Here is a 22,912-nt window from a genome sequence, read left to right as displayed (position 1 = left end):
TGCCTTGTGCCGTGCCTTGTGTCCTGCCTCGTGCGCCTACTTCTGCGTGACCACGCCCTTGACGTACCAGTCCATCTTCCAGAGGTCGGCGTCCGACAGGGCGGCGCCGGTGGCCACGCGTTCCTTGCCGTCGCGGTCTTTCAGCGGGCCGGCATAGACCTGCTTGCCCTTGAGGATTGCATCGCGTTCCGCGGTGATCAGCGCGGCCTTTTCCTTCGGCACGCCCGCGCCGAAGCCGGCGATGTCGGTGCCGCCGTCCTTCATCTCGATGAAGGCGCCGTACTGCGAAGGCTTCCAGTTGCCCGCCATGATCTTCTTCAGTTCGGGCGTTAGGAACTTGTCCCAGACCCAGACCGACGAACACAGCGTGGCCTTGGGCGCGAACTGGCGCAGGTCGCGGTGGTGGCCGGTGCCGTAGACGCCGCGCTCCTGCGCCACGATCTGCGGCGTGGGCGAGTCGACGTGCTGGCCGATCACGTCGGCACCCTGGTCGATCAGCGCCATCGCGGCTGCGCGCTCTTTCACCGGGTCGTTCCAGGCGCCGGTGTAGATCACGTTGACGGTGGCGTTCGGGTTCATCTTCTGCGCGCCGAGCGCGAACGCGTTGACGGTCCAGTTCACCACGCCGAACGGGTTGGCCGCGACGAAGCCGAGCTTGCCGCTCTTCGACGCCGCGCCGGCGGCCATGCCGCAGAGGTACTGGCTTTCGTAGGTGCGGCCGTAGAACGATTCGAGGTTGGTGCCGTTGGTGGTGCCCGAACCGTTCAGGAAGGCGACGTCCGGGTACTTGGCGGCCAATTCCTTGAAGGTGTCGGAGTAGCCGAAGGCGGTGCCGATGACGATGTTGGCCCCGCGCGAAATGAAGCGCTCGGCGGCCGGCTTGATGGCCGACGCATCCTCGGGCACGTTCTCGACGAACTGGATCTTCTTGCCCAGCGCGGTCTCGACCTTGATGCGCGCCTCGTCGAAGGCCTGCGTCCAGCCGCCGTCGTTCTTGGGGCCGAAATACAGCATGGCAATCTTCGGTTCGCCCTTGAGGGTGAAGCCGTCGGCGGCCATGGCCGGCGCCGCCAGCACGGTGCAGACGGTCAGCGCCAGAGCGGCGCCTGGAGAAAGAGTGCGGAACATGGAAGAACCTTTCGTGGTGGGCAGGGGGAGGACTTGAAAAAAACGGCTGGCGAAGACGCTCGTCACATCATGAAATTGATGCGGAACACATTGCCTTCGGGGTCGAGCAGTACCGACTGGTACCAGTTGTAGTAGGTGACATAGGGCGCCTTGACCAGCGTGGCGCCGGCCTCGACGGCGATGGGCACCATGCGGTCGACCTCGGCCTGGCTGTCGACGTCGATGTTCAGCAGGAACTTGACGCCGCGCGTGTCCGAGAACTCGGCCAGGTGCAGCAGCTCGTAGGCGTCCAGCGCGTTGAAGCCGAGGCTGGATCGGCCGGTGTCGAGCCCGCGAAAGATCGGGGAGCGGATCGCCTCGATCTCGGGAAAGCCGAACACGCGCTGGTAGAAGCCGCTGAGCGCGACCACGTCCTTCGCGAATACGTTGACGTACGACAGGTGGGCCATGGGGTCGTCGGGTTCAGGCCGCGGCCTTGGTGCCGCCGAAGGTGGTCTGCTTGACGAACTTCGACATCAGGTGGTCGCCGGAAGAGATCGGTGCGTACTTGGGTTTTTCACCGGGCGCGAGGCAACTGCGCAGGCACTCCACCATCGCGTCGTAGTTGGGCTGGTGAAAGAACACCAGCGACTGGCGGCGGTTGGTGCTGGCCGCCTCGAAGGGCGGGTTCACCACGCGGTGCAGGGTCGACACCCACAGGTCGTTGGTCCACTGCATCATGAGGTCGGCAATGTTCACCACCAGGCCACCGGGGATCTGCGGCACGTCGACCCATTCGCCGGCCTTGTTGCGCACCTGCAGGCCCTTGTCGTCCGGCAGCACGATGGTGAGGCTGCCGTAGTCGCTGTGCGCGCCGGCACGCAACTGGCCGGGCAGCGGCGCCTCTTTCTGCGGCGGGTAGCTCAGCACGCGGAACATGCTGATGTGTTCGTTGATCTTGTCGTCGAAGAAGTACTCGGGCAGTTCGAGGGCGAGCGCGAAGATCCGCATCAAGGAGCGCGCGAGATCGCTCATCGCCTCGAAGTACGCCTCGCAGGCCTCGCGGAAGCCGGGAATGTCGGGCCAGCTGTTGGGCTCGAAGTGCGGGCCGGCCGCCGGGCCGCGGTGGTATTCGTCATCGGGCACGTTCGACGGGCCGGTCGAGAACGACTCCTTCAGGTCGCCCGGTGCTTCCTCTTCGAGGCTGTACGACAGGCCCTCCTCGCCGACCGCGCTGTAGCCGCGCACCGCGTCTTCGCGCGGACGGTCGACCTTGCGCTTCTCGGCCAGCGGCAGCTCGAAGAAGCGGCGCGACAGCGCCGACACGCGCGCGATCAACTCGGGCGAAATGCCGTGGTTGGTGATGACGAGGAAGCCGATGCTGCGGCAGGCCTCGTCCACCTTGCGCGCGACCTCGGCGCGGCCGGCTGCGGTGCCGGAGAAATAGGGCGCGAGATCGATGATCGGTACGGAGAGCAATGTCATGCCTTGAATCCTTGGGGCGACGCAGGAACGGGGGCGTCGGCCCGACTGGTACGCAACGTCTGTGCCAGTTGGACCAAATGGACAAATGCGCTAGCCTGCGTCCGTGTGGTGCATCGGGCGTGCACGTGCCTCCCGGTGGTGCGCGGTGCGGGTATGACTCGTGCGAGCATGCGTTGCACCGGACAGAGAGCAACCCCGAAGAAAGCAACACGACATGCCAAAGACCACAGGTGGGGCGGCCGCCGCGCGCGGCGGTGCGGCCGGCAAGCCGGCGACCAGGCCCTCGCAGCGCGCACTGGCCAAGCGTGCACCCGGCACGCGCAGCCCGGCCGCCGTGAGCCGCCGGCTGCGCCAGATCGAGGACAAGCGCAGCGTCATCCTCGCGGCCGCGCTCGGCCTGTTCTCCCGCTTCGGCCTGCAGGGCACCAGCCTCGACCAGGTGGCCGCACGCGCCGATGTCTCCAAGAGCAACCTGCTCTATTACTTCGCGAACAAGGAAGAGCTCTACGTCAGCGTGCTGCGCGAGCTGCTCGCCGTGTGGCTCGAGCCGTTGCGTGGCTTCAGCGCCGAGCAGGATCCGCGCGAAGCCATCAGCGACTACATCCGCCGCAAGCTGGTGATCTCGCGCGACCGGCCCGAAGCGTCGCGCCTGTTCTGCCTCGAAATGATCCAGGGCGCACCACTGCTGCGCGACGAACTCGGCCGCGAGCTGCGCACGCTGGTCGAGCGCAAGTCGGATGTGATCCGCGCCTGGGTCGAGGCCGGCAAGCTGGCGCCGATGGATCCGCACCACCTGATCTTTGCGCTGTGGGCGATCACGCAGCACTACGCGGATTTCGGCGTGCAGGTGCAGGCCATCACCGGTCGCACGCTCGACGATCCGGAGTTCTTCGAGCAGACGGTGGACAACGTGCAGCGCATCGTGCTCGGAGGCATCGCCCCGCCGCCCTGAAATCAGTGCGGCGGCAACAGGTCGTGGTAGCGGCGGTCGAAGTAGATGAGGCCGTGCGCGGCCGCACCCACGGCGATCGCCACCACTTCGCAGAACAGCACGTCGTGCGTGCCGACGCCGGTGCTGCGCACCACGCGGCAATCGAACGAGACGGCCGCGCCGTCGAGCACAGGCGAGCCGGTGATGCAGCGGCGCCAGTTCGCGCTGGCAAAGCGCTCGTCCATGGGCGTCTTGCCGCCAAATACGCCCGACAGCGTCTGCTGGCCTGCGGCCAGCACGTTCACGCACAGCACGCCGTTGGTCTGGAAAGCCGGGTACACCGATGCAGTGCGGTTCAGGCACAGCAGCAGCGTCGGCGGGTCGTCCGTCACGCTGCACACGGCCGAGGCGGTGAAGCCGGCCCGGCCGGCCACGCCGTCGGTGGTGATGATGTTGACCGCAGCGCCGAGCCGCGCCATGGCATCGCGGTATTCATTGCGGGGCAGCGCCGCGCCGAGCGCCGGGGGCGGGGCGACGGGGCTCGTGGCGGAAACGGTCGGGTTCAGCATGGGAGTGCTCCGGCGGCGTGGGGTCAGGCCAGCGTGCAGGCTTCGTCGAAGTCCAGCCGCGGCAGGCGGCTGAAAATCTTCGACGAATCACCGTGACCGAGGTTGATGAGGAAGTTGGCAGTCCAGGTGGTGCCGGCGAAGAAGGCGGCGTTGACCTTCGCCTTGTCGAAGCCCGACATCGGACCCGCATCGAGCCCCAGCGAGCGGGCGGCGAGCATCAGGTAGGCCGCCTGCAGGGTGCCGTTGCGGAACGCCGTTTCGTGCGCCATCTCCGGGCTGCCGGTGAACCAGGGGCGGGCATCGGTGTGCGGAAAGAGCTTGGGCAGCTTGTCGTAGAACGCGGTGTCCCAGGCGACGATCACTGTCACCGGCGCGGTCATCGTCTTGTCGTAGTTGCTGGCCGACAGCGCCGGTGCCAGCCGCTGTTTGGCCTCGGGCGTGCGCGCGAAGACAAAGCGGCCCGGCGAGCAGTTGGCCGAGGTCGGGCCCATGCGCGCGAGCGCGTAGATCTGCGCCAGCAGTGCGTCGGACACGGGCTCGGCCGTCCAGCCGTTCTGGGTGCGCGCTTCGGTGAACAGGGCTGCCAATGCGGTGGTGTCGAGTGCGGGGCTCATGCGGTAATTCCGGTCAGATTGGTTTGCTGCGCCAGGAAGGCGAGCAGCGTGCGGTTGAAGTTGTCCGGGTCGGTCACGCTGTGCGCATGGCCGCCATGCGGCACTAGGTCGAGCGTGGCATGCGGCAGGCCGTCGGCCAGGCGCTGCGAGCAGGTCCAGGGCACCAGCACGTCGTCCTGCGCTGCGGCCACCAGCGTGGGTGTGGCGATGTCCGCGAGCCGTGCATCGGCATCGAAGGCGCGCAGTGCCGCGATGCGCGCACGCATGTTGGCTTCGCCCGGGAAATGGGCCACCGCGTGTGCGACCTCGGCGTCGACCTGTGCGGCATGCGCCGCGGCCCAGGCGGCTGGGTACAGGAAGATCGGCTGCGCCTCGACATACGCGCGTGCGCCGCAGGCGCCGAGCAGCGCCAGCCGGGCGTCGAAGCAGCGCGCCGAATGCGGGTTGGGCTTGGACCATGCGTTGATCAGAACGAGCCCGGCAACGCGCTCGGGCGCATCCAGCGCGAGCTGCAGGCCGACCAGTCCACCCAATGCATGACCGATCAGGATGCATTGCGCGGTGCCGGTCGCATCGAGCACCTCGGCCACGTCGCGCGCCATGTCGGCGATCGTGTGGCCGGTGGGCAGCGCCTCGGGGCTGCGCCCGGTGCCGCGCTGGTCGTATGCAACCACGCGCCAGCCGGCATCGACCAGCGCAGGAATCTGCGGCTTCCAGAAAGCGGCCGAGCCGCCAAGGCCCGAGGACAGCAGCACGCTGGGCGCGCCGGCCTTTGCCTTGCCGTGGACTTCGATGTGCAGCGCCATGGGCTCAGGGCTTGCCGACGTGGGCTATTGAAGCGATCTCCACCAGCGCGTCAGGCTTCACCAGGCCGCACTGGATGCAGTAGCGCGCCGGCTTCACGCCCGGAAAGTACTCGGCATACACCGCGTTGACCTTGGCGTAGTCGGCCCAGTCCTTGATCATGATCATGTTGAAGGTCACGTCGTCCATGGTGCCGCCGGCAGTCGTGATCACGCTCTTGATGGTTTCCAGCACGTGGCGCGTCTGCGCCGTCGCGTCGCCGACGTGAACCACGTTGTTGTCCTTGTCGAATGGCAGCGTGCCCGACACGTAGACAACGCCGTCGGCCATGGTGCCGGGCACGAAGGGGGCGATCGGCGTTGTGGTGCCGGGCGGGATGATGGCTTGCTTGGGCATGGTTGTTCCTTCTTGAAAAATGAAATCAGGCGCTGAGCGCAACGGTCGACGCGGGCGCTGCTGCTGCGGCGGTCGGCGCGAAGGTGCGGATGAAGTCCTCGACGCTCGACACCCAGCCGAAGAAGGTCTCGACGTTGTAGACCGACGCCTGCTGGATCGCTGCGCCGCCGAGTTCGTGCGTTGCGTCTTCCAGCATCACGGCGAAGTATTCGAGGTGGAAGGCATCGCGCAGCGTGGACTCGACGCACACGTTGGTCGCGATGCCGGTGAACACCAGGTTGCGGATGCCGCGCGCGCGCAGCGTGCTGTCGAGCGTGCTGTTGAAGAAGCCGCTGTAGCGCGTCTTCGGGATGACGATGTCGCCGTCCTGCGGCTTCAGTGCATCGACGAGTTCGTAGTCCCAGCCGCCTTTGGCGAGAAACTTGCCCTGCAGTTCGGGCTTGCGGCGCATGGTCTTGAGCGCGTTCGACTTGTACCAGTTGGGCGAGCCGGGGCCGCCCGCTTCCACGTACGCCGCATCCCAGCCGTTCTGCAGGAACACCACGAGCACGCCGGCAGCGCGTGCCGCGGCGATGGTGCGGCCGATGTTGGCGATCACGCCCTGCGCGCCGGAGATGTCGAACCCGGCCGAGTCCACGTAGCCGCCGATCGAGGCATACGCGTTCTGCATGTCGACCACGATCAGCGCCGAGTTGGCAGCGTGCAGCGCGAGCGGCTCGGGGCGTGCCGGCAGCACCAGCGGCGCCGGGGCGCCGGGTGCGTTCGGCACGCCAACGGGCCGGGTCGATGTGAGGGTGGTGTTCCTGGGCGTGCTCATGGAACGCCTCACGCTGCGAGTGCCTGCGGCTGCACCTGCGACGGCACGGGCGTGTCGACGTTGACGCGGCTCTTCATCAGCGGCTGGATGCGTTCGCCGAAGGCTTCCACGCCGGCGACGAAGTCGTCGAAGGTCAGCAACACGCCCTCGGTGCCGGGCACCTCGGCCATCTCGTCGAGCATGTGCGCGACGCTCGCGTACGAGCCCACCAGCGTGCCCATGTTGATGTTGACCGCCGAGGTCGGGTCGGTCATCTGGCGCACGTTGGTGTCGGCACCCGACTTGGTGTCGGCTGCGCCCTGCGCGCCCAGCCAGCGGATGGCTTCCTGGTCGGCGCCGGCCTTGTAGTGCTCCCACTTGGCGCGCGCGGCCTCGTCGGTCTCGTCGGCAATCACCATCATCAGCACGTAGGTGGTGACGTGGCGGCCGGTTTTCCGGGTGGCCTCGATCAGTTTCTCGGCAGCGGGCGCGAAGGCCTTGGGCGTGTTCACGCCCTTGCCGAAGCAGAAGTTGTAGTCGGCGTATTTCGCGGAGAAGTCCATGCCCGCATCGCTCTGGCCGGCGCAGATCACCTTCATGTCGGCCTCGGGCTGCGGGCTCAGGCGGCAGTCGTCCATCTGGAAGTGCTCACCCTTGAAGTCGGACTGGCCCTTGCCCCAGAGGTCGCGCAGCACCTGGATGTACTCGGAGAGGTACTCGTAGCGCGTGCCGAAAAACTCGTCGCCCGGCCACATGCCCATCTGCGAGTACTCGGGCCGCTGCCACCCAGTCACCAGGTTGAGGCCGAAGCGGCCGTTCGAGATCGAGTCGATGGTCGAGGCCATGCGCGCGACGATGGCCGGCGGCATCACCAGCGACGCGGCGGTGGCGAACAGCTTGATCTTGGTGGTGACCGCTGCAAGCCCCGACATGAGGGTGAAAGACTCCAGGTTGTGATCCCAGAACTCGGTCTTGCCGCCAAAGCCGCGCAGCTTGATCATCGACAGCACGAAGTCGAGGCCGTAATGCTCGGCCTTCAGCGTGATCTCCTTGTTGAGCGCAAAGCTGGGCTTGTATTGCGGTGCGTTCTCGGACAACAGCCAGCCGTTGTTGCCGATCGGGATGAAGATGCCGACGTTCATGCGATGCACTCCTGGGTCAAAAGGTGGATGGCGTCGTCCCATGCATGGCCCGTGCCAGCCTGCAAGTCTTTTTAAATCAACGACTTGCATGCGTTCTGCGCTACTCGTCAGACCAAATGGTCCAAAATGGAGCGCCTGCTCTTTCTGCGCATGGAACGCATTGGTGCAAATGGCGTCTGACGGTGCATGGCCGCGCCGGTGCAAGCGGCACAATCGTCGACTTCTGCCCCGGCCATTCCTCTTTTCCTCTCCTCCCATGCCCAAGTCTCCCTCTCGCACCGCGGTCAGCGTCGGCGGCACTGCCGACGACCTCGAGGCCGCCTTCTACGAAGCGCTGCAGCGCGGCGACATCGAGGCGCTGATGGCATGCTGGGCCGACGATGACGAGATGTTCTGCGTGCACCCGGGCGGGCCGCGGCTGGTCGGGCCGGGCGCGATCCGTGCGGCGTTCGAGCAGATGTTCGGCAATGGCGCGATCCATGCCACGCCGGCGCGCGTGCGCAAGGTGGAGTCGCTGGCGAGCGCGGTGCACAACGTGCTGGAGCGCATCGAGGTGCTCACGCCCGACGGCCCGCGCCACGCCTACGTGCTTGCCACCAACGTCTATCACAAGACCGCGCAGGGCTGGCGCATGGTGGCGCACCATGCGAGCCCCGGCGCCGCACACGCGCCCGACGAGGCCAGCGACCCGCCGCAAACCCTTCACTGATCTGGCGCCACGGATGCAGCAATACACGGCACCGCGCTGGTTACCCGGCGGCAACCTGCAGACGATCTGGCCCGCGCTCTATGCGCGTCGCCTGGACGGCCCTGCACCGGTCTACCGCCGCGAGCGCTGGCCCACGCCGGACGGCGACTTCATCGACGTCGACTTCATCGACGGGCCTGCGGCATCGGGGCCCAGGCCGCTGCTGGTGCTGTTTCACGGGCTAGAGGGCTCGTCGCGCAGCCACTATGCCGAGGCGTTCGCCGCCTTTGCCGCCGCGAACGGCATGGCCTTCGCCGTGCCCCATTTCCGCGGCTGCAGCGGCGAGCTGAACCTGGCGCCGCGTGCCTACCACTCGGGTGACTTCGAGGAGATCGGCTGGATCCTGGCGCGCCTGCGTGTGCAGCACGATGCGACAGGCGGCGGTGCGCTGTTCGCGGTCGGCGTGTCGCTCGGCGGCAATGCGCTGCTGCGCTGGGCCGAGGAGGCCGGCGACAGCGCCAGCCGCATTGCCAGAGCCGTGGCTGCGGTGTCGGCGCCAATCGACCTCGCCGCCGGCGGGCGCGCGATCGGGCAGGGCTTCAACCGGCTGGTCTACACGCGCATGTTCCTGTCGAGCATGAAGCCGAAGGCGCTGGCCAAGCTGGCGCAGCACCCGGGCCTGTTCGACCGCGAGCGCATGCTGGCTGCACGCGATCTCTACGCCTTCGACAACGTCTTCACCGCGCCGCTGCACGGCTTTCGCGACACCGACGACTACTGGTCGCGCGGCTCCGCCAAGCCGCACCTGCATGCGATCCGCATTCCCGCGCTGGTAGTCAACGCCGCCAACGACCCCTTCGTGCCGGCCGCGAGCCTGCCGCGCCAGGCTGACGTCGGCCCCCACGTCACCTTGTGGCAGCCGCCGCATGGCGGCCATGTCGGCTTTCCGCAGGGCCTTCCTCCCGGCCATGTAGGCGCGATGCCCGAAGCGGTAGGCGCCTGGCTGCTGGGCGCGCAAAATCTGCCCCATGGATGACATCGTCAAACAGGCGCTTGCCAAGTGGCCGAACGTGCCGCATTGCTACGGCTGGCTCGGGCTCGACGCACGCGGCAACTGGTACATGCGCGACGACCGCACGCAGGCCGCCGGCCCATTCGCGACGGCCAAGGGTTCGCTGCTGCGGCACGACAAGCTGATCGACTTCATCCAGCGCAACTACGAGCACGACGAGGCCGGCCAGTGGTTCTTCCAGAACGGGCCGCAGCGCGTCTACGTCGAGCTGGAGGCGGCACCGCTGGTGTGGCGCATCGGCGAGCCCGATTTTTCGGTCACAGCCCACACGGGCGTTGCGGCCCTGCCGACCGGTTGCCTGCTCGACGAACTGGGGCGGCTCTACCTGGTGGCGCCGATCGGGCTGGGCCTGGTGCACACGCAGGACGTGGGGCTGGCTGCCGAGGCGATCGAGCAGGGGCGCTGGCAGCCCGAAGATGTGCTGGCGGCCGACCTGCCCGCACGCTTCGGCCATGTCATGAGCCCGGCGGCCGGGCACGCCGTGTCCCAGGCGTAGCGATCCAGGAACAGGCCGGAACAGGCACAAAAAAGCCGGCCACGAGGCCGGCTTTTTGATGGGCGTGCGCCGAGCCTACTTGGCGGCGCCTTCGGCGGCAGGTGCTGCGGCAGGCGCTGCAGGCGCGGCGGCGGTCGTTGCGGGTGCCGCAGCGGTCGTCGCAGGCGCGGCAGCCGATGCGGCGCCTTCGGCCGGTGCCGCAGCGGCGGCCGGACGGTCCGGCACTGGGAACTTCGCGCCAGCCGAGTTGGCCAGGTAGACCACGGCACGGCCGATTTCGAGGTCTTCGAAGTCGCCGCCGCCTTGCGCCGGCATCGCGCCCTTGCCCTTGAGCGCGTGTTCGAGCAGCGTGGCATAGCCCTGGCCGATGCGCGGCGCCCAGGCGGCCGCGTCGCTCAGGTGCGGTGCACCCGGGATGCCGGGCGCGCCATGGCAGGCGACGCACTGGCCCTTGAACACTGCCTCACCGAGGGCGAGCGGGCGATTCGCATCGCGGATCTCGATCGAGCCGACGCGCTTGAGGCGCTCTGCCACATCGCGGTCGCGCCCGTCCTTCGAGACGCCGTACAGGTCGAGCTCGGTGGTGGTGGTGCCGGCTGGGTGCGACTCCGACACCACGTACGAAACCAGCCCGACGATGATCAGGATGGGGGCAACGAAGGAGAAAAAAACCGCCAGCAGCAGCTGCTTGGGATTCTTGATCGGGCCGGTATGGGCGTCTTCGGTGGCCTGGTAATGCGGGTCTGCGCTCATGGCGTCCTCAAAATCGGGGGCTTCTTCGGGGGCGTGGGGTCAACCGGCGGATTATAGAGAGGGCCTTCGGAGCCCCCTCAAGACAGCCGCCGGGCCGCCACTCATTCCTTCCAGCCGCCGCCCAGGGTCTTGTAGAGCACCACCTGGTTCTGCAGCAGTTGCAGTTGCACCTGCACCGCGGCCTGCTGCGCCGTGAACAGCGAGCGCTGCGAATCGAGCAGGTCGAGCGAACTCGCGATGCCGTTGCGATAGCGCAGGTCGGCCAGTTTGTAACGCACGGCTTCGGCATCCGCCGTGGCGCGCAGCGCGCGCGCCTGCTCGCCCAGCGTCACCCGGCCGGCCAGTGCGTCGCCGACCTCGCGGAACGCGCTCTGGATCGACTTCTCGTATTGCGCCACCGCGATCTCCCGGCCCGCGCGCGCCGAGTCCAGGTTGGCCTGGTTGCGCCCGGCATCGAAGATCGGCAGCGTGATCTGCGGCGCGAAGCTCCATGCCTTGGTGCCGCTGTCGAAAAGGCCCGAGAACTGGCTGCTCGCGGTGCCGATGGAGGTCGTCAGCGACACCCTCGGAAAGAACGCCGCACGCGCCGCGCCGATGTTGGCGTTGGCCGCGATCAGTTGCTGTTCGGCGGCGCGGATGTCCGGCCGTTCGATCAGCAGGTCGGAGGGCAGGCCGGCCGGCACATCGGGCATCGGCGCCGCACCGGCCAGGCCGCGCGCGCCTGCCAATGCCTCGACCGGCACCGGCGCGCCGAGCAGCAGCGCGAGTGCGTTTTCGTCCTGCAGGCGCGTGCGTTGCTGCTGCGCATAGGTGGCGCGTGCGGTTTCGGCCAGCGAGTTGGCGAGCTGGAAGTCGATTTCCGACGAGACCCCGTTGTCGAAGCGCATCTTCGTGAGGCGCAGCGTGTCGTCGCGCGTGGTCAGCGTCTGGCGCGTGATGTCGAGCAGCTCTTCGTCGGCCAGGAGCGTCAGCCAGCCGTTCGCCACCGAGGTGATGAGGCTGATCTGTGCGGCCTTACGCGACTCCTCCGTGGCCAGGTACTGGGCCAGTGCGTTGTCCTTGAGGCTGCGGATGCGGCCGAAGAAGTCGAGCTCCCAGGCCGTGATGCCGAGGTTGACGCTGTACTGCGACGACACACTGCCCAGGCTGCTGTCGAAGGCCTGGAAGGCGTTGGGGCTCGAGCGCGAACCGCTGCCCGTCAGCCCCACCGCCGGAAACAGCGCGGAACGCTGAACCTGGAACTGCGCGCGCGCCTGCTCGATGTTGAGCACCGACACGCGCAGATCCCGGTTGTTGGCCAGCGCGGTATCGATCAGCTTCGCCAGGCGCGGATCGGTGAAGAAGCTTTGCCACGGCACCGAGGCGGCAGCCGGGCCGGCCGGCTGCGCCGGATCGCCCGGAAACACGGTGGGCACCGGCGCAGCCGGGCGTTCGTAGGTGGGAATCAGCGAGCAGCCGGTTGCCAGCAGCGCCGCTGCCAGCAGCGTCGGAATCAGTTTCTTTGGGGTCATGCTTTTTCTTCCTCGATGCCGGCGGCGGCCGCATGGCGCTTGTCGGCCTCACGTTGCCGCGCGCTGCCCTTGAACACGGTGCGCACGACCACGAAGAACACGGGGACGAAGAACACCGCGAGCGCGGTGCCGGTCACCATGCCGCCCAGCACGCCGGTGCCGATCGCGCGTTGGCTTGCCGAGCCGGCGCCGGTGGCCGTCACCAGCGGCACGACGCCAAGCCCGAAGGCGAGCGACGTCATCACGATCGGGCGGAACCGCAGGTGGGCCGCAGCGAGCGCCGACTCGACCACGCCCTTGCCGGTTGCCTGCAGGTCTTTCGCGAACTCGACGATCAGAATCGCGTTCTTCGCCGAGAGCCCGATGATGGTGATCAGCCCGACCTGAAAGTACACGTCGTTCGAGTAGGCACGCAGCATCGTCGCCAGCAGCACGCCGAGCACGCCGAGCGGCACCACCATGATCACCGAGAGCGGAATCGTCCAGCTTTCGTACAGCGCGGCCAGGCACAGGAACACCGCCAGGATCGCGAAGCCGTACAGGATGATGGCCTGCGAGCCGGCGAGCTTTTCTTCGCGCGACTGGCCGGTCCATTCGAAGCCGAACCCGGGCGGCAACTGCGCGGCGAGCTTTTCCATCTCGGCCATCGCCGCGCCCGAGCTGTTGCCCGCCGAGGCCGAGCCCGAAATGCGCACCGCCGGGTAGCCGTTGTAGCGCACCGTCTGCTGCGCACCGTTGACCCAGCGCGTCGTCGCGAAGGTCGAGAGCGGCACCGGGTTGCCCTGCGCGTTGCTCGCGTTGAGCTTCAGCAGATCCTGCGGCTGCATCCGTGCCGGCGCATCGGCCTGCACCACCACGCGCTGCAGACGCCCCTGGTTCGGGAAGTCGTTGATGTAGGTGGAGCCGAGCGCGGTCGACAGCGTCGTGTTGATCGCGTCGAACGTCACGCCCAGTGCACTGGCCTTGTCGCGGTCGATGTCGATCTGCAGCTGCGGCGCATCTTCAAGGCCGTCCGGGCGCACCTGCGCCAGCAGCGGGCTCTTGCTGGCCATGCCGAGCAACTGGTTGCGTGCGTTGATGAGCGCCTCGTGGCCGGCACCGCCGCGATCCTGCAGGCGGAAGGTGAAGCCGCTGGCATTGCCCAGTTCGGGAATGGGCGGCGGGCTCAGCGGATAGATGAACGCATCGCGCACGCTCGAAAGCGCCCCGAACGCCCGGCCCGCGAGCGCCTCGGCCGACTGGCTCGCTTCCTTGCGCTGATCCCAGTCCTTCAGCGTCACGAACGCGAGGCCGGCATTCTGGCCCTGGCCCGAGAAGCTGAAGCCCAGCACGCCCACCATGCTCTGCACTTCGGGCTGCTTGAGGATGAAGCCTTCGACCTGCTCCATTACCGACAGCGTGCGCTCTCGCGTCGCCCCCGGCGGCAGCTGCACGTTCACGATGATGTTGCCCTGGTCTTCCTGCGGAAGGAACGAGGTCGGCAGGCCGCGGAAGATGACCACCACCGCGGCGGCGATCGCCACGTAGATGATCAGGTAGCGCGCCGCGCGCTTGAGCATGCGCGCCACCCAGCTCTCGTAGCCCTTGGCCGTGCGCGAGAAGCCGCGGTTGAACCAGCCGAAGAAGCCCTTCTTCTCATGATGGCTGCCCTTCTCGATTGGCTTCAGCAGCGTGGCGCAGAGCGCCGGCGTGAGCGACAGCGCCATGAAGGCCGAGAAGCCAATCGACGCGACCATCACCGCGGAGAACTGGCGGTAGATGTTGCCGGTGGAGCCGGCGAAGAAGGCCAGCGGCACGAACACCGAGATCAGCACCACGGTCACGCCGATGATGGCGCCCGAGATCTGCTTCATGGCCTTGCGCGTGGCATCGAGCGGCGACAGGCCCTCCTCGGTCATGATGCGCTCGACGTTCTCGACCACCACGATCGCATCGTCCACCACGATGCCGATCACCAGCACCATGCCGAACATGGTGAGCACGTTGATCGAGAAGCCCAGTGCCGACAGCACGGCAAAGGTGCCCAGCAGCGCGATCGGCACCACGATGGTGGGAATGATCGTGTAGCGCCAGTTCTGCAGGAACAGGAACATCACCACGAACACCAGCGCCACCGCCTCGAACAGCGTCTTCACCACTTCCGTGATGGAGATGCTCACGAAGCGCGAGCTGTCGTACGGAATCGTCCACTTCACGCCTTCGGGGAAGTACTTGGCGAGCTCGGTCATCTTGGCGCGGATCGCCTTGGCCGACTGCAGCGCATTGCCGTTCGGTGCCAGCTGCACGCCGATACCCACGGCCGGCTGGCCGTTCAGGCGGGCCGAGGTCGCGTAGGCCTGGCCGCCGAGTTCGATGCGCGCCACGTCCTTCAGGCGCACGGCCGAGCCGTCGGTGTTGGCACGCAGCACGATGTTGCCGAACTGCGTCACGCTGGTGAGCTGGCCGTTGACAACCACGGTGGCTGCGATGCTCTGGCCGGTGATGTTCGGCAGATCGCCGATCGAGCCCGAGGACACCTGTGCGTTCTGCGCGCGAATGGCGGCGTTGACGTCGGCTGCCGACAGGTTGTAGCCCTGCAGCTTGGCCGGGTCGATCCAGATGCGCATGGCGCGCTCGGTGCCGAACAACTGCGCCTGGCCGATGCCGGCCACGCGCTGCAGTTCGGGCACGACGTTGCGCGAGGCGTAGTCGCCCAGCGCAATCGGGTCGATCGCCGGATTGTCCGAAGACAGGATCGTGAACAGCAGGAAGTTGTTGCGCGACTTGTCGACGCGCACGCCCTGTTGCGTCACCGCAGCCGGCAGGCGGGGCGTGGCGCGCGACAGGCGGTTCTGCACGTCCACCTGCGCCAGGTTGGCGTCGGTGCCGGTTTCGAAGGTAACGGTGATCGTGCCGGTGCCGTCGGCTTGCGCCACCGACTCCATGTAGATCAGGCCGGGCGAGCCGTTCATTTCACGTTCGATCACCGACAGCACGCTGTCTTCCAGCGTCTGGGCCGAGGCGCCCGGGTACGCGGTGGTGATCACGATGGCGGGCGGTGCCACCGGCGGGTACTGCGAGATCGGCAATTGCGTGATCGCCACGCTGCCCATCACGATGACGAACAGCGCGATCACCCACGCGAAGATCGGGCGCTCGATAAAGAACTTGGCCATGCGGGCGCGCTCCTTACTGCTTCGCCGCCGGCGCGGACGCGGCAGCGGCAGGTGCGGCCGGCGGCGTTGCCGCAGCCGGAGCCGGCGCCTTCCACGGCACGGCCTTCACCGGCGTGCCGGGCGGCATCATCTGCAGCTTCTGGAAGCCGTCGACCATCACCTGTTCGCCGGTCTTCAGGCCGTCGAGAACCACCCACTGGTTGTTTTGCGCGGCGCTGATCTTCACGCTGCGCTTGTTGATCTTGCCTTCGGCATCGACCACCGACACCGTGTCGCCCTGCTGCGTGCGGGTGACCGCCTGCTGCGGCACCGTGATCGCGTTGCTGACCTGGGCCTGCTCGATGCGCACGCGCACGTAGAGGCCCGGCAGCAGGTCGCCCTTCGGGTTCGGCACCTCGGCACGCAGCGTCACCTGGCCGCTGGTGGGGTCGACCGTCAGGTCGGTGAACAGCAGCTTGCCGGGCAGGGCGTATTCGCTGCCGTCTTCGAGCACCACGCGGATGCTGGCCGCTGCGGAACCGTCGGCCTGCTTGAACTGGCCGTCCTGCATTGCGCGGCGCAGCTTCAGCACCTCGGAGGCCGACTGGGTGAAGTTCACGTAGAGCGGGTTGATCTGCTGGATCACCGCCAGCTCCGTGGCATCGCCCTGGCCGACCAGCGCGCCTTCGGTGACGAGCGCGCGGCCGATGCGGCCCGAGATCGGCGCCGTGACCGATGCGTAGCCGAGGTTGATCTTCGCGGTGGCGACCGACGCGCGGCCCACCGCCACGTCGGCTTCGGCCGATTTGGCCGAGGCGACCGCCGTGGCGTACTCTTGTTTACTCACCGCGTTGGCTTCGACCAACGGCTTGTAGCGCTCGGCCAGGGCCTTGGCTTGGGCCGCGTTCGCCTCCGCCCGCGCAAGGCTGGCGGCAGCGCTCTGCGCCGCGGCCGCGTAGGGCGCCGGATCGATCTTGAACAGCGCCTGCCCGGCCTTCACGTCGCTGCCTTCACGGAACAGCCGCTCCTGCAGGATGCCGGCCGCCCGTGCCCGCACCTGCGAGACGCGCGAGGCTTCGAGCCGGCCGGGAAGTTCCGTCACCAGGCCGACATTGCCCGGCGTGGCAATCACCACGCCCACTTCGGGTGCCGGCGGCTTGCCGCCTCCCGCACCACCCGGCGCGCCGCCTGCGGCGGCTGGCGCCTCGCTTTTGCCGCAGGCGGCCAGCGAGAGCAGCGCCACGGTGGCGAGGACGGCCACGACGGCACGCAGCGGAAACGACGAACGATGAGAAACATGCGAGACGGGCATGCGATTCCTTCCAGTGAGGCACGAAAAGACGGGGTGGGGCGCTGCGTGCCAGGCAAAAGCAAAAACCATGGCAACGCCGCGACCTAGGGCAAGCCCGCTAGTTTACATACATTCATGGATGTATAGTGACAGCCGGCAAAGCCCCCACGATAAGGGAGGGGCGCTGTATTTACAAATCAGGAAATTTGGTGGCACGACGTACGAAAGAAGAAGCATTGGCCACGCGGCATCGATTGCTCGATGCCGCGGAGCTGCTGTTTCAGGCGCAAGGCGTCTCGCAGACCTCGCTGCAGCAGATCGCGCATCAGGCCGGGGCTACGCGCGGCGCGATCTACTGGCACTTCAAGGACAAGGCGGATCTGTTCAACGCGATGATGGATCGCGTCAAGCTGCCGCTCGAGGCCGCGGCGCGCTTCACCGACCACCCGGCGCAGGATCCGCTCGATGCGATAGAGAACGCAATGGTCGGCGCGCTGCGCCAGGTGACCACCGACCCGCAGGTGCGCCGTGTGTTCGAGGTGGCGATCCACAAGGTCGAATACGCGGGGGAAACCGCGTCGCTGCAACTGCGCCACCTCGAGAGCCGCGATGCCTGCATCGTCGACTTCGAGAAGGCGCTGCGGCTGGCCTCCCGCCGCGCAAAGCTCAAGCTGCCGCTGCCGGCCGGCATGGCAGCGCATGGCCTGCACGCCCTCATCAGCGGCCTCATCCAGAACTGGCTGCTCGATCCGGTGGCCTTTGCGCTGGTGCCCACCGGCCGCCGCACCTTCAATGTCTACCTTGCCGGCCTGGGCTTCGACCGGCCAGGCCTGCGCGCCGACCTCCCCGCGCCGGAGACCGAGCCCAGCACAGGGCCGCGCAGCACCAGCCCGGCGCGATAGGCGATAATCCAGAGCGCTGGCCCAGGCCGGCGCACCCCTCTCTCGCTGTATTTCAACGGATAGAATTCGGCCCTCCGAAGGCTGAGATCCAGGTTCGATTCCTGGCGGCGGGACCAGATACCGACATCACGCCGTATCACCAAGCATCAGAAACCCGCACGTTCCCCAGCGTAGCGGGTTTTTCTTTGCCTCAGGCTGTCTCACCGCGTAGCATCCCATGTCGGTACTTTGTCGGTACTTCTGCCGGTATCTGGCGGATGCCAACAAACCAAGTACCGACAGCAAGGCGAGATATGGCACTCACGGACACGTTCGTCAGGCAGGTTAAGCACAAGGGCTCCTTGATAGGCGAGCGCTATGCGGACGGCGGCGGGATGTACCTCCGGGTCAAGGCGGCAGGCAAGTATTGGCGTCTCGACTATCGGATCGAAGGCAAGCCGAAAGTCTTGGCGCTGGGCGTCTATCCGGAGGTCACGCTTGCTGAAGCCCGCGACCGCCGCGACAAGGCCCGAAAGGCGCTGGCGCACGGGACCGATCCCAGCGTGGCCAAGCGTGTTGAAAAGCAGGCCCGTGCCGAGGCGGCTGCCAACACCTTCGAAGCCATCGCGCGTGAATGGCTCGTGAAGACCTCCAACAAGCGAGCGGCGGTCACGCAGGCCAAGGTCACAAGCTGGCTGGAGAAGGACGTGTTCCCGTTCATCGGCTCGATGCCGATCGCCGGCATCAAGGCGAAGGACGTTCTAGACAAGGTGGCGCGTCGGATGGAGGCACGGGGCATCCATGAGAGCGCACACCGAATCGTGCAGATCTGCTCGCAGGTTTTCCGCTATGCAGTTGCTACCGGAGTAGCTGAGCGCGACGTGACGGCCGACCTTCGCGGCGCATTGATCGCGATCGAGAAGACAAACTACGCCGCTATCACGGAGCCCAAGCAGGTAGGGGGCTTGCTGCGATCGATCTACGCCTATGCAGGCCATCCGTGCGCCGTGGCGGGCCTGAAGCTGTCTCCGCTCGTGTTCGTTCGTCCTGGCGAGCTTCGCGCCGCTGAGTGGGCCGAGATTGATCTTGATGCTGCGGAGTGGCGCATCCCGGCCGCGAAGATGAAGATGAAGGTTGAGCACCTGGTGCCGCTCTCCAAGCAAGCGGTCGAGATCCTGCGAGAGCTAAACCGGTTCAGCGGGCACGGTCGGTACGTCTTTCCGAGTATTCGCACGGGCGAGCGCTGCATGAGCGAAAACACGATCAATGCGGCGCTTCGAGGCATGGGCTACCCGAAGGACGTGATGACTGCCCACGGATTCCGGGCTATGGCCCGCACCATCATGGACGAGGTGTTGGGCGAGCGTGCTGACCTCATCGAGCATCAGCTCGCACACACGGTGAAGGATCCAAACGGTCGCGCCTACAACCGCACTGCGCACTTGCCCGCTCGGCGGGAAATGATGCAGCGTTGGGCCGAGTATCTGGACAAGCTCCGTGTGGGCGCGGATGTGATCGCACTCAATCGAGCTGCCTGAGGCATAGCGTTTCACTATTGAGGCGTGGCATATTTGGCACGCGGGTGGTTGCCAAGCCGGTTTGAGTCGCTATGATCGACCGTAATACGCCCCTCACCTCTGTCCCCGGCGCAAGCGCGGTGTGTCATGTGGGGGGTTTCTCTTTTGCGCGGCATTATTCATGACCGGCAACGTCCAACTCAAGCCGCACCTCACTCACGAATTGCAACTCGATCGGCTCGTGGAGCGCTCCATGGGCATCGGCGACATGGCGGATGCGGTCCGGTTGCTGAAGCGCTTTGGCTACTACCGGCTGTCAGGCTATTTCTACCCAATACGGAAGACCAAACCGCGAGGTGAAGCCGGCCGACTTGACGATTTTGTAGACGGCGCCACGCTGCAATTGGTGGTGAACCTTGCCGAATTCGACAAGACGCTGCGCGTCCTTGTGATGCATGCGGTCGAGACGATTGAGGTCGCCGTGCGCGTCGCCATCGCCCACACCTTGGGACCGTACAGCCCGGAGGCGCATCTCGATCCTGCCGTGCTGGACGGGCGGTTCACATTGAAGCCCCGCACGGGCGGCGATTCACCTCACGATGAATGGATCGATCGCTTCCACGAGCTTTGCGAACGATCCAGAGAGGATTTCGTGAAGCACCACCGGCAAAAGTATGGTGGGCGCATGCCAATCTGGGTCGCTATCGAACTGTGGGACTTCGGTTTGATGTCGAAGTTCTTCGCAGGTTTGCAGCGCCGCGATCAAGCAAAAATCGCCGGCGCATATGGGGGACTAGACGGCCCTATCTTGGCCTCTTGGTTGCGAAACTTTTCTTTCGTCCGGAACGTGGTGGCCCACCATGGCCGACTTTGGAATCGAACGAACACTGGCCAACTGCAGTTACCGTCCAAGGGTCGGGTGCCGCTGTTAGATCACCTCCATGACATGCACCAACAGCGCGCCAAGCTCTATGGAAGTCTGGTCTGCATGCGTTACCTTCTGCGGACAATTCAACCTACATCGGAATGGCATTTGCGTCTTAAAGAGCACGCCTTGACCTTCCCCCAAACGCCCCTGATCGCTCTCAGCGCAGCCGGCTTCCCTGATGGATGGGAAGCCTCACAAATCTGGCAATAGCTGGGTCATTGCGCGCCTTGCGACCTATTCTTCCGGCGGCGAGGTGCTGAAAGAGGCCGAGGCGACCAAGGCGCTGCCGTAACGGGGTGCCTGGAAGCTGAAGTGGCAGGATTTCAGACGCCCAGCGCGCGCGATCGACAGCAAGGTATCGAACTGCCTCAATGACAACTCTATCCCCGCCTGCAGCTTGGGCTTCATGCCAATAATCGAGCCAACGCATGGGATCTCAGCTCTGCCTGCCGTCGGAGAGGTCGAGCCGGTGATCTGGAAGTCAAACGCGAGGACGCCATTGACCGCCTCCGTCAGAGTCCCCCGGATGCTCATGTAGATCTGTTCCTCCCGCCTGCGGTCCTCGATCACTTTGCCACCTTGTGAGATCGCATAGAGGCTGAGATCCCAGTCATCGATCACGCCTTCTCGGGCCATGATTTCGCGTCGAGCGCGGTGCGTCTTCTTCTTCGCGGTGGTCATGGACGATGGAGCGTCAGTACGAGCGGGCTTGGCACTGTAGATCGAAGTCTGGCTGATCGTCTAGCCGGCTCGATGTGGCTTGCCGCGCCGTTGTGGATAACTTTCCCTCAGGCGGATCGCTGCGGCAGTGCTTATAAAGTGAGCAGCGATGGCCAAAGGGGTAACTGCGCGCGCCCGTTGAAGTTTTCGCCTGCGGCCCGAAAAGTTGCCCACAGTCTCGTTCATGTACAACGGGCGTTATGTTAAACATATTGCTGCTGAAATATTATATTGTTGCAGCATTAAGGTGATTTAGTCTATGATGCGACAACTGCAAATCGCATCTCCTAGGCAATCCATGACGGCAGAAGAATTTACTGAAGCGCTTGCAGCGGTGGGCTGGAAGCAATCCGACCTATGCCGCAAGACCGGGCTCGAGCGCAACACGCCGAGCCGCTGGGCTACCGGTGCGGTGCCCGTGCCTGGCTGGGTGCCTGCGTATCTCGGCGTGCTTCTCGAACTGAAGCGCATGCACACCAAGTACCTGGACCCGAAGGACAGCAGGGCGTCCGACTGAAAACGCCGTGTCTCCGGGCCGAATTGAGATGCCGATGCATTCAATTCAACTGAGCACTTCGAACCTTGCGGCCAAATTGGCCGTACCCAGCCCAACATAGATCGAGCGCGACATGACCTCCAGAAACTTGAAAGCCGGCGTACGACCGACATCATCGACCAACGTTGTCCCATTGTTCAGTGCGATGGCACCGCGTGGCGGCACCCTGCCTGTGGATCAGGGAACCGTGGAAGCATTGGAGACGTTGCTCGGGTATGCGAGAACGGGCCAGATCAATGGTGTGGCGTTTGCCTTCTGCCGGCCGGGCATGAAATACATGACGGATGTGACCGGATTCTTTGCGGAGCATCCAACATTTGCGCGCGGCGCGATCGAGACGCTTGCCGACGAGTTGGCAGGGATCGTCCACCGTCGAGATCCTGACGGCGTCCGATAGAGAACTGTTTTTGCCGGCCCTAGGCTGATCCCCGAAAACCCGTTTCCCTGACGGGCTGGGCTGGCATCCTTATCAGGGCGCGAGGGACGCGTAGTGGACCGTGACGAACAGGCGAAGCGATACCGGGCGGCGCGCAAGCGCGATCGCGAGCTTCGCGCAGAGATCAAGCGCGACCAATTTCTGCAGGAATGGCTGGCGGAGATTGACCAGTATCAGCGGGAGTTTCGGGAAGAAGCGGCATCTATCCATGACCTGGAGCAAACCGCGGAATCTGCCGGGTTTCGCACTGCGCGTGCGTGGATTGATGCGAGGAATGACCTCGCGAAGCTCTACAAGAACTTTGTTGTAGACGATGCGTTCAAGAAGTTTTGGAAGTTCGTGAGGGACAACCAAGATCCACAAGATCTGTTTTGGGGATATTCACCAACGAATGGAGGCATTCCTCGCCGCCTCATCGAAGCAATGACGACTTGGCATCAGGCGCCAAGGTTCACAGCGAGTGAAAGGCGGCAGCACTCAAAGAAGATCGCCGCTGCAGCCCAAGCGTTGGAGGACTTACTCGTACAACTTGAACCGAGTCACGATCTGGACGGTCAGTACTCACGATTCTGGTTTGACGATCTTGAACAAGGCCGAGCGTTGTATAGAGCTTTTGGCGACGCTGAAAAGGCAGAAAAAGCTTACAGGCAGGACATCTCGTTTCGCCTGAGCCGGTGTGGAGTTGCGCCTTTATGGGCTGTGAGAAACATCAAAAATAGTGCGCTCACGAGAGCGCCCACTTCTAATCCGCTGCCTGGAAAGGTTCGAGCGAAAAACGCTAAGAAGACCTTCTTCATCCATGCGGTCTTAGGCGCCCTCGACAACGCTTCACGCTTTGGAAAAAAGCTTTCGGCAAGCCCTCAGTTAGTTGCGGATGTTGTGGCATTGATGGCGTCAATGGACTGCTTCGCTGACGACGTACGTAAGATTGTGTCCAAGCGGAAAACGGAACTTTCTGCCCGTTAAACCTAGGGAAGGTCTGAACAGGTCGCCAATTGGCGCGCGATGAAGCCCAATGGCGTGCATGGTGATGAATCGCGCCGCCAGATTCCCCGAATCGATGATGTCTGCCCCTCATCCAACGC

24 protein-coding genes and 1 tRNA gene are annotated in these 22,912 nt (G+C 65.5%); 11 read left to right on the top strand and 14 right to left on the bottom strand.

Annotation, left to right across the window (positions count from 1 at the left end):
- Nucleotides 1-36: 36 nt before the first annotated feature.
- From ACSFA8_RS25250 to ACSFA8_RS25240, 3 genes are all read right to left on the bottom strand, one after another.
- Nucleotides 37-1,128 (bottom strand): BMP family ABC transporter substrate-binding protein, encoded by a 1,092-nt coding sequence (locus tag ACSFA8_RS25250; RefSeq protein WP_435482218.1) that lies wholly within the window; start codon nt 1,126-1,128, stop codon nt 37-39.
- 62 nt (nt 1,129-1,190) lie between these two features.
- Nucleotides 1,191-1,577 (bottom strand): VOC family protein, encoded by a 387-nt coding sequence (locus ACSFA8_RS25245; protein ID WP_435482217.1) that lies wholly within the window; start codon nt 1,575-1,577, stop codon nt 1,191-1,193.
- A 13-nt stretch (nt 1,578-1,590) separates the two neighbouring features.
- The gene (locus ACSFA8_RS25240; RefSeq protein ID WP_435482216.1) at nt 1,591-2,592 is read right to left on the bottom strand and encodes an isopenicillin N synthase family dioxygenase; all 1,002 of its coding nucleotides are present in this window, start codon (nt 2,590-2,592) and stop codon (nt 1,591-1,593) included.
- A gap of 214 nt (nt 2,593-2,806) precedes the next feature.
- On the opposite strand from ACSFA8_RS25240, the gene rutR reads away from it, so the two are divergent.
- Nucleotides 2,807-3,544, top strand: coding sequence for an HTH-type transcriptional regulator RutR (rutR, locus tag ACSFA8_RS25235; protein ID WP_435482215.1), 738 nt, complete (start codon nt 2,807-2,809; stop codon nt 3,542-3,544).
- 2 nt (nt 3,545-3,546) lie between these two features.
- Here the strand turns inward: rutR and rutF are convergent, their stop codons facing one another.
- The 6 genes from rutF to rutA are packed head-to-tail and all read right to left on the bottom strand — an operon-like array spanning nt 3,547 to nt 7,844.
- Nucleotides 3,547-4,092 carry an NADH-dependent FMN reductase RutF gene (gene rutF, locus ACSFA8_RS25230; RefSeq protein ID WP_435482214.1) on the bottom strand — a complete coding sequence of 182 codons (546 nt, stop codon included), beginning with the start codon at nt 4,090-4,092 and terminating at the stop codon, nt 3,547-3,549.
- 23 nt (nt 4,093-4,115) lie between these two features.
- Entirely contained in the window at nt 4,116-4,706 is a 591-nt protein-coding gene (locus ACSFA8_RS25225; protein ID WP_435482213.1) for a malonic semialdehyde reductase, read from the bottom strand.
- Nucleotides 4,703-5,512 (bottom strand): pyrimidine utilization protein D, encoded by an 810-nt coding sequence (gene rutD, locus ACSFA8_RS25220; protein WP_435482212.1) that lies wholly within the window; start codon nt 5,510-5,512, stop codon nt 4,703-4,705. Before rutD ends, ACSFA8_RS25225 begins: the two co-directional genes overlap by 4 nt.
- 4 nt (nt 5,513-5,516) lie before the next feature.
- Nucleotides 5,517-5,906, bottom strand: coding sequence for a pyrimidine utilization protein C (gene rutC, locus ACSFA8_RS25215; protein ID WP_286541097.1), 390 nt, complete (start codon nt 5,904-5,906; stop codon nt 5,517-5,519).
- Between the two features lie 25 nt (nt 5,907-5,931).
- Complete coding sequence (gene rutB, locus ACSFA8_RS25210; protein ID WP_435482211.1) at nt 5,932-6,723, bottom strand: pyrimidine utilization protein B; 792 nt, start codon at nt 6,721-6,723, stop codon at nt 5,932-5,934.
- Between the two features lie 8 nt (nt 6,724-6,731).
- Nucleotides 6,732-7,844: a pyrimidine utilization protein A gene (gene rutA, locus ACSFA8_RS25205; RefSeq protein WP_435482210.1), complete on the bottom strand. Its 1,113-nt coding sequence runs from the start codon at nt 7,842-7,844 to the stop codon at nt 6,732-6,734.
- 256 nt (nt 7,845-8,100) lie between these two features.
- Between rutA and ACSFA8_RS25200 the strand changes: the two genes are divergently transcribed.
- From ACSFA8_RS25200 to ACSFA8_RS25190, 3 genes are read left to right on the top strand one after another with little or no spacing between them, the layout of a single operon-like run.
- Nucleotides 8,101-8,553, top strand: coding sequence for a YybH family protein (locus tag ACSFA8_RS25200; RefSeq protein WP_435482209.1), 453 nt, complete (start codon nt 8,101-8,103; stop codon nt 8,551-8,553).
- A 13-nt stretch (nt 8,554-8,566) separates the two neighbouring features.
- Entirely contained in the window at nt 8,567-9,568 is a 1,002-nt protein-coding gene (locus ACSFA8_RS25195) for a YheT family hydrolase (RefSeq protein ID WP_435482208.1), read from the top strand.
- The gene (locus ACSFA8_RS25190) at nt 9,561-10,100 is read left to right on the top strand and encodes a DUF2946 family protein (RefSeq protein ID WP_435482207.1); all 540 of its coding nucleotides are present in this window, start codon (nt 9,561-9,563) and stop codon (nt 10,098-10,100) included. The genes ACSFA8_RS25195 and ACSFA8_RS25190 overlap by 8 nt, the downstream gene beginning before the upstream one ends.
- Nucleotides 10,101-10,175: 75 nt before the next feature.
- On the opposite strand, the gene ACSFA8_RS25185 is transcribed toward ACSFA8_RS25190, so the two are convergent.
- The 4 genes from ACSFA8_RS25185 to ACSFA8_RS25170 form a co-directional block, all read right to left on the bottom strand.
- Nucleotides 10,176-10,853 (bottom strand): c-type cytochrome, encoded by a 678-nt coding sequence (locus ACSFA8_RS25185; protein WP_435482206.1) that lies wholly within the window; start codon nt 10,851-10,853, stop codon nt 10,176-10,178.
- A 101-nt stretch (nt 10,854-10,954) separates the two neighbouring features.
- Nucleotides 10,955-12,364 (bottom strand): efflux transporter outer membrane subunit, encoded by a 1,410-nt coding sequence (locus ACSFA8_RS25180; RefSeq protein WP_435482205.1) that lies wholly within the window; start codon nt 12,362-12,364, stop codon nt 10,955-10,957.
- Nucleotides 12,361-15,519 (bottom strand): efflux RND transporter permease subunit, encoded by a 3,159-nt coding sequence (locus ACSFA8_RS25175; protein ID WP_435482204.1) that lies wholly within the window; start codon nt 15,517-15,519, stop codon nt 12,361-12,363. Before ACSFA8_RS25175 ends, ACSFA8_RS25180 begins: the two co-directional genes overlap by 4 nt.
- 13 nt (nt 15,520-15,532) lie before the next feature.
- Nucleotides 15,533-16,810 carry an efflux RND transporter periplasmic adaptor subunit gene (locus ACSFA8_RS25170; RefSeq protein WP_435482203.1) on the bottom strand — a complete coding sequence of 426 codons (1,278 nt, stop codon included), beginning with the start codon at nt 16,808-16,810 and terminating at the stop codon, nt 15,533-15,535.
- 188 nt (nt 16,811-16,998) lie between these two features.
- On the opposite strand from ACSFA8_RS25170, the gene ACSFA8_RS25165 reads away from it, so the two are divergent.
- The 4 genes from ACSFA8_RS25165 to ACSFA8_RS25150 all read left to right on the top strand — a co-directional run bounded on the left by ACSFA8_RS25165 (nt 16,999) and on the right by ACSFA8_RS25150 (nt 20,325).
- Nucleotides 16,999-17,691, top strand: coding sequence for a TetR family transcriptional regulator (locus tag ACSFA8_RS25165; RefSeq protein WP_435482202.1), 693 nt, complete (start codon nt 16,999-17,001; stop codon nt 17,689-17,691).
- A gap of 41 nt (nt 17,692-17,732) precedes the next feature.
- A tRNA-Arg gene (locus ACSFA8_RS25160) sits at nt 17,733-17,807 on the top strand.
- 177 nt (nt 17,808-17,984) lie between these two features.
- Nucleotides 17,985-19,208 (top strand): tyrosine-type recombinase/integrase, encoded by a 1,224-nt coding sequence (locus ACSFA8_RS25155; protein ID WP_435482201.1) that lies wholly within the window; start codon nt 17,985-17,987, stop codon nt 19,206-19,208.
- Between the two features lie 160 nt (nt 19,209-19,368).
- The gene (locus tag ACSFA8_RS25150) at nt 19,369-20,325 is read left to right on the top strand and encodes an Abi family protein (protein WP_435482200.1); all 957 of its coding nucleotides are present in this window, start codon (nt 19,369-19,371) and stop codon (nt 20,323-20,325) included.
- A 24-nt stretch (nt 20,326-20,349) separates the two neighbouring features.
- On the opposite strand, the gene ACSFA8_RS25145 is transcribed toward ACSFA8_RS25150, so the two are convergent.
- The gene (locus ACSFA8_RS25145) at nt 20,350-20,796 is read right to left on the bottom strand and encodes a hypothetical protein (protein ID WP_435482199.1); all 447 of its coding nucleotides are present in this window, start codon (nt 20,794-20,796) and stop codon (nt 20,350-20,352) included.
- 337 nt (nt 20,797-21,133) lie between these two features.
- Here ACSFA8_RS25145 and ACSFA8_RS25140 point away from each other — a divergent pair, with 337 nt between their 5' ends.
- The 3 genes from ACSFA8_RS25140 (at nt 21,134) to ACSFA8_RS25130 (ending at nt 22,793) form a co-directional block, all read left to right on the top strand.
- Nucleotides 21,134-21,352: a hypothetical protein gene (locus tag ACSFA8_RS25140; RefSeq protein ID WP_435482198.1), complete on the top strand. Its 219-nt coding sequence runs from the start codon at nt 21,134-21,136 to the stop codon at nt 21,350-21,352.
- A gap of 112 nt (nt 21,353-21,464) precedes the next feature.
- Entirely contained in the window at nt 21,465-21,788 is a 324-nt protein-coding gene (locus tag ACSFA8_RS25135; RefSeq protein WP_435482197.1) for a hypothetical protein, read from the top strand.
- A gap of 93 nt (nt 21,789-21,881) precedes the next feature.
- Nucleotides 21,882-22,793, top strand: a complete 912-nt coding sequence (locus ACSFA8_RS25130; RefSeq protein ID WP_435482196.1) for a hypothetical protein — start codon at nt 21,882-21,884, stop codon at nt 22,791-22,793.
- Nucleotides 22,794-22,912 lie beyond the last annotated feature (119 nt).

It is taken from the genome of Variovorax nitratireducens, from assembly GCF_051216545.1.
In the GTDB taxonomy this organism is placed as follows: domain Bacteria; phylum Pseudomonadota; class Gammaproteobacteria; order Burkholderiales; family Burkholderiaceae_C; genus Variovorax.
Note: the sequence above shows the minus strand (reverse complement) of the source record. Positions and strands in the feature narration are given on the sequence as shown.